Source organism: Acinetobacter sp. 479375, from assembly GCF_000581715.1.
GTDB lineage: Bacteria > Pseudomonadota > Gammaproteobacteria > Pseudomonadales > Moraxellaceae > Acinetobacter > Acinetobacter ursingii.
In genome coordinates this window covers 1-1,402 of sequence record NZ_JEZN01000067.1, presented here as the reverse complement: position 1 = coordinate 1,402, position 1,402 = coordinate 1, and the positions used below count along the sequence as shown (strand labels likewise).

Below are 1,402 nucleotides of genomic sequence, written 5' to 3'. Positions count from 1 at the left end.
GATTTTGAAACGGCAAGCAAATGTAATTATCCCTCCTCGTTCCAATGCTGCTTTATGGGCAGAAAATGAAATTGGTAAAGCAAGAAATCATGCAGTACAAGGCTGTTGGGACAAGGGTCAAAAGCAGTGGAAACGAGATATTGGTTATCATCGACGATCCCGAATAGAGGCTAAAATGTTTGCCTTGAAACGACTTGGACAAGGTGTATCTAGTCGATGCTTTAATCGTCAGGTGGTTGACTTGCAAATAAGAGTCGATATTTTGAATAAATTTACTCAACTTGGTACAGCTAAAACGGTGGCTGTTGCATAAATATCTGAAGATTAGAACAACTCTACCTTTCGTCTATTTGTGCAACAAAGCCCTTTTATTATGAACAATCATCATCTTAAGCATATCTTTTAATTGCTCTCGCTCTTTACCCTCAAATCGCTCAACTTCACGAAATAGAATCTTGAGATCGCCATTTGTTCCCATATCAGTTTCATCAAACAAAATCGTATCAGCACTCACACCAAGAGCAATAATGATCTTTTTTAGATTTGATGCTTTAGGGTCTGACTTATCGGCAATGATTGTATTTATTGTACTTTCAGGAATTTTTGAAAGTCGTGCCAACTCTCGGTTTGTTATACCGACCTGATCACAAACTTTTTTGATATTTCTACCGACTGACATCAATACACCGATCTTATTACCTACATTTAATACATTATTACCGATACATTGTTATTAGCAACAAAATATTGACTTATATCCTTGATAATAACGACACATTGATGTATAAAACAATATATCGTTATTTTGCATCGACACATTGTTATGGATGCTTTGTCATTTAGCTCCAATCTCGAATTTATACAAGCTGCATTTAATAAAATTGCTGAAATTGTTGCTCAACATGGTCATCCATGCCTAGACGTATGTTGTCCTGCTGAATCTACTGAGCAATGTCTTGAACATTTGGCTGTGGTCGCAAATGACTGGTCGTATGACTATTCACTCATTGATGCTCACCTAGAAACCTATAAAAAAGCCAATGCTGAAATTCGTGAATATTTAGGAGAGTAGGGTGATGGACAAGGCGTGTGAATTAATTAAGGGGCTGTACTAGATAAGATTCAAATTTCAGTCCAAAACCGCAAAGTTTTTAGTTATTGTTTTGGACTACCGTAGTTAAATCTAAACTCACATTCCTTAATAAACAAGTGAAAAGAATCCTTGGGTATTCCATTATATTTTCTTAGCGTTCTTTTCGCCTGATTCCAGAAATTCTCAATGCCATTGATGTGATTATGCCCATTCGCAAAATGGCTTGAATGATTGATTCTATAATGTCTAAAACCTGCTATGTCCAAAGCATTATAACTATGCCAGTGATCTGTATAAACAATACTGTCA

The 1,402-nt window shown here is 36.1% G+C and carries 3 protein-coding genes and 1 pseudogene; 2 read left to right on the top strand and 2 right to left on the bottom strand.

Annotation, left to right across the window (positions count from 1 at the left end; translation table 11 throughout):
* A pseudogene (locus J500_RS16790) lies at positions 1–313 on the top strand (IS5/IS1182 family transposase); the annotation flags it as partial.
* 33 nt (positions 314–346) lie between these two features.
* On the opposite strand, the gene J500_RS16785 reads toward J500_RS16790, so the two are convergent.
* Positions 347–679, bottom strand: a complete 333-nt coding sequence (locus tag J500_RS16785) for a helix-turn-helix domain-containing protein (protein WP_034700747.1) — start codon at positions 677–679, stop codon at positions 347–349.
* Positions 680–823: 144 nt separating this feature from the next.
* Here J500_RS16785 and J500_RS16780 point away from each other — a divergent pair, with 144 nt between their 5' ends.
* Positions 824–1,072 carry a hypothetical protein gene (locus J500_RS16780; protein ID WP_034700746.1) on the top strand — a complete coding sequence of 83 codons (249 nt, stop codon included), beginning with the start codon at positions 824–826 and terminating at the stop codon, positions 1,070–1,072.
* Positions 1,073–1,155: 83 nt separating this feature from the next.
* Here the strand turns inward: J500_RS16780 and J500_RS16775 are convergent.
* Positions 1,156–1,402: transposase (locus J500_RS16775; protein WP_034700744.1), on the bottom strand; the 247-nt coding region annotated here is incomplete at its 5' end.